1 protein-coding gene, 1 tRNA gene and 1 pseudogene are annotated in these 1,685 nt (G+C 70.4%); 1 reads left to right on the top strand and 2 read right to left on the bottom strand.

Annotated elements, in window-relative coordinates; all coding sequences use genetic code 11:
* Positions 1 to 137: 137 nt before the first annotated feature.
* Positions 138 to 1,010 carry a Bax inhibitor-1/YccA family protein gene (locus tag ACFV4G_RS18475; protein ID WP_380441527.1) on the bottom strand — a complete coding sequence of 291 codons (873 nt, stop codon included), beginning with the start codon at positions 1,008 to 1,010 and terminating at the stop codon, positions 138 to 140.
* Between the two features lie 141 nt (positions 1,011 to 1,151).
* Positions 1,152 to 1,233 (bottom strand) — tRNA-Leu (locus ACFV4G_RS18470).
* A gap of 293 nt (positions 1,234 to 1,526) precedes the next feature.
* Between ACFV4G_RS18470 and ACFV4G_RS18465 the strand changes: the two are divergent.
* Positions 1,527 to 1,685 (top strand): annotated as a pseudogene (locus ACFV4G_RS18465) (ABC transporter ATP-binding protein); the annotation flags it as partial.

Genomic DNA, 1,685 nt, shown 5'->3' with positions numbered 1-1,685 from the left:
CCTATTTGGATAATAACAACGCCAACGAGGGGGCACACACACCCGCCTCGGCCCCCCCCCCCCCCCGGGCACCCGGGCGGGTTGCCGTCGGGCGCCCCGCGGCAGTGGGTGGCGGGATCCCTCGCCGGGGTCGTCGATCAGTCGTCGCCGCGCAGGATGGCGATCAGGCGCAGCATCTCGACGTAGATCCAGACCAGCGAGAGGGTGAGCCCGAAGGCGGCCCGCCAGGCCTCCTTCTGCGGAGCGCCCTGCGCGATGGCCTCCTCGATGGCCGCGAAGTCCAGCGAGAGGAAGAAGGCGCCGAGGCCGATGCCGATCAGGCCGACCACGATGCCCAGCGGGCCGGAGCGCAGGCCGAGGTCGGCGCCGAAGGCCAGCGCGATCACGTTGACCAGCATGAGCAGCACGAAGCCCATGGCGATCGCGATGCCGATCCGGGTGTACTTCGGGGTGACCCGGATCCTCCCGCTCTTGTAGGCGAACAGCATCGCCGCGAAGACCGCCGCCGTGCCCAGCACCGCCTGGATCGCGATGCCCGGCAACTTGACGTCGAGGGCGTGCGTGACGGCGCCGAGCGCGAAGCCCTCCAGGGCCGCGTACAGCAGGATCAGCGGCGGGCTGACGCTCCGCTTGAAGGAGACGACCAGGCCGACGACCATGGCCACCAGGCTGGCGCCGATCGCGACGCCGAAGTTCTCGAACGGCAGCGCGAACCAGGCCACCGCACCGGCGGCGACCAGGGTCAGCAGCGTCATGGCGGTGCGCGCGACCACGTCGTCGAGCGTCATCCGCCCGGTGGCCAGCGGGCCGGCGGACGGGCCGTTGTACATCGCGTACAGCTGCTCGTCGCTCAGCGGGGCCTGGCCCGGCTGCTGCTGGGCGTAGGGGCCGCTCGCGTAGGGGTTGTTGCCGTACGGACCCCCGGCCTGCGCGGTGGGCCCGAACCCCGCGTAGCCGGACTCGCGGGTGAAGGAACCCTCCCGCGAGAAGACCGGGTTGCTGCTTCTCATTGCTCATTCCCTCCGTGGCGGCACTGCACCGCCCCGGACCCAGGGTAATGGCTTGGCAAAAATATCGGGATACGCCGCGAGGATGATCCATCGGGAGGACGCTCGGCGGGGACGCCGGCGGCGCCCCCGCGCGTCGAGCGGTGCCCGGAGCCGGACTCGAACCGGCACGGCCTCGCGGCCAAGCAGTTTTAAGCTGCCCGTGTCTGCGTTCCACCATCCGGGCGTCCTGCGAACCACCCCTGAGCCTAGTCGCCCGGCTCACCCTTTCGCATGTTCCCAGCCCGGGAAGTTGTCATGTTTCCTTGCCATCTGACGAACAGTTCGAGATCCGGCCACGGAGCACACCGGTTCAGGCCACCACCCCGCCCTCAGGGTCGGTGTCATACCGCAGGAGGAGGGCGCCGGACACCCGTACGCCCAGGGGCGGTCGGGCCAACCGTCCGGCGGAGCGACGATAGACCATGATCACGCGGCGGAGCATGGAGGTACGAATCCGCTACCCGCAAGGAGCACCCCGTGACCTCGTCGACCGCAACCGCCGTCCGCACCGGCCGGGCGGCCGCCCGCGCCACCGGCCTGAACAAGGTCTACGGGGAGGGCGAGACCCGCGTCGTCGCCCTGGACAACGTCACCGTCGACTTCCCGCAGGGCGAGTTCACCGCCATCATGGGCCCC

This window comes from Kitasatospora sp. NPDC059747 (genome assembly GCF_042732955.1).
In the GTDB taxonomy this organism is placed as follows: Bacteria; Actinomycetota; Actinomycetes; order Streptomycetales; family Streptomycetaceae; genus Kitasatospora.
This window is presented reverse-complemented; position numbering and strand designations above follow the sequence as displayed.

Bases quoted from the DNA above. Each gene is read 5' to 3' on its own strand.
- ACFV4G_RS18475 (WP_380441527.1), bottom strand. From the start codon at position 1,010: ATGAGAAGCAGCAACCCGGTCTTCTCGCGGGAGGGTTCCTTCACCCGC.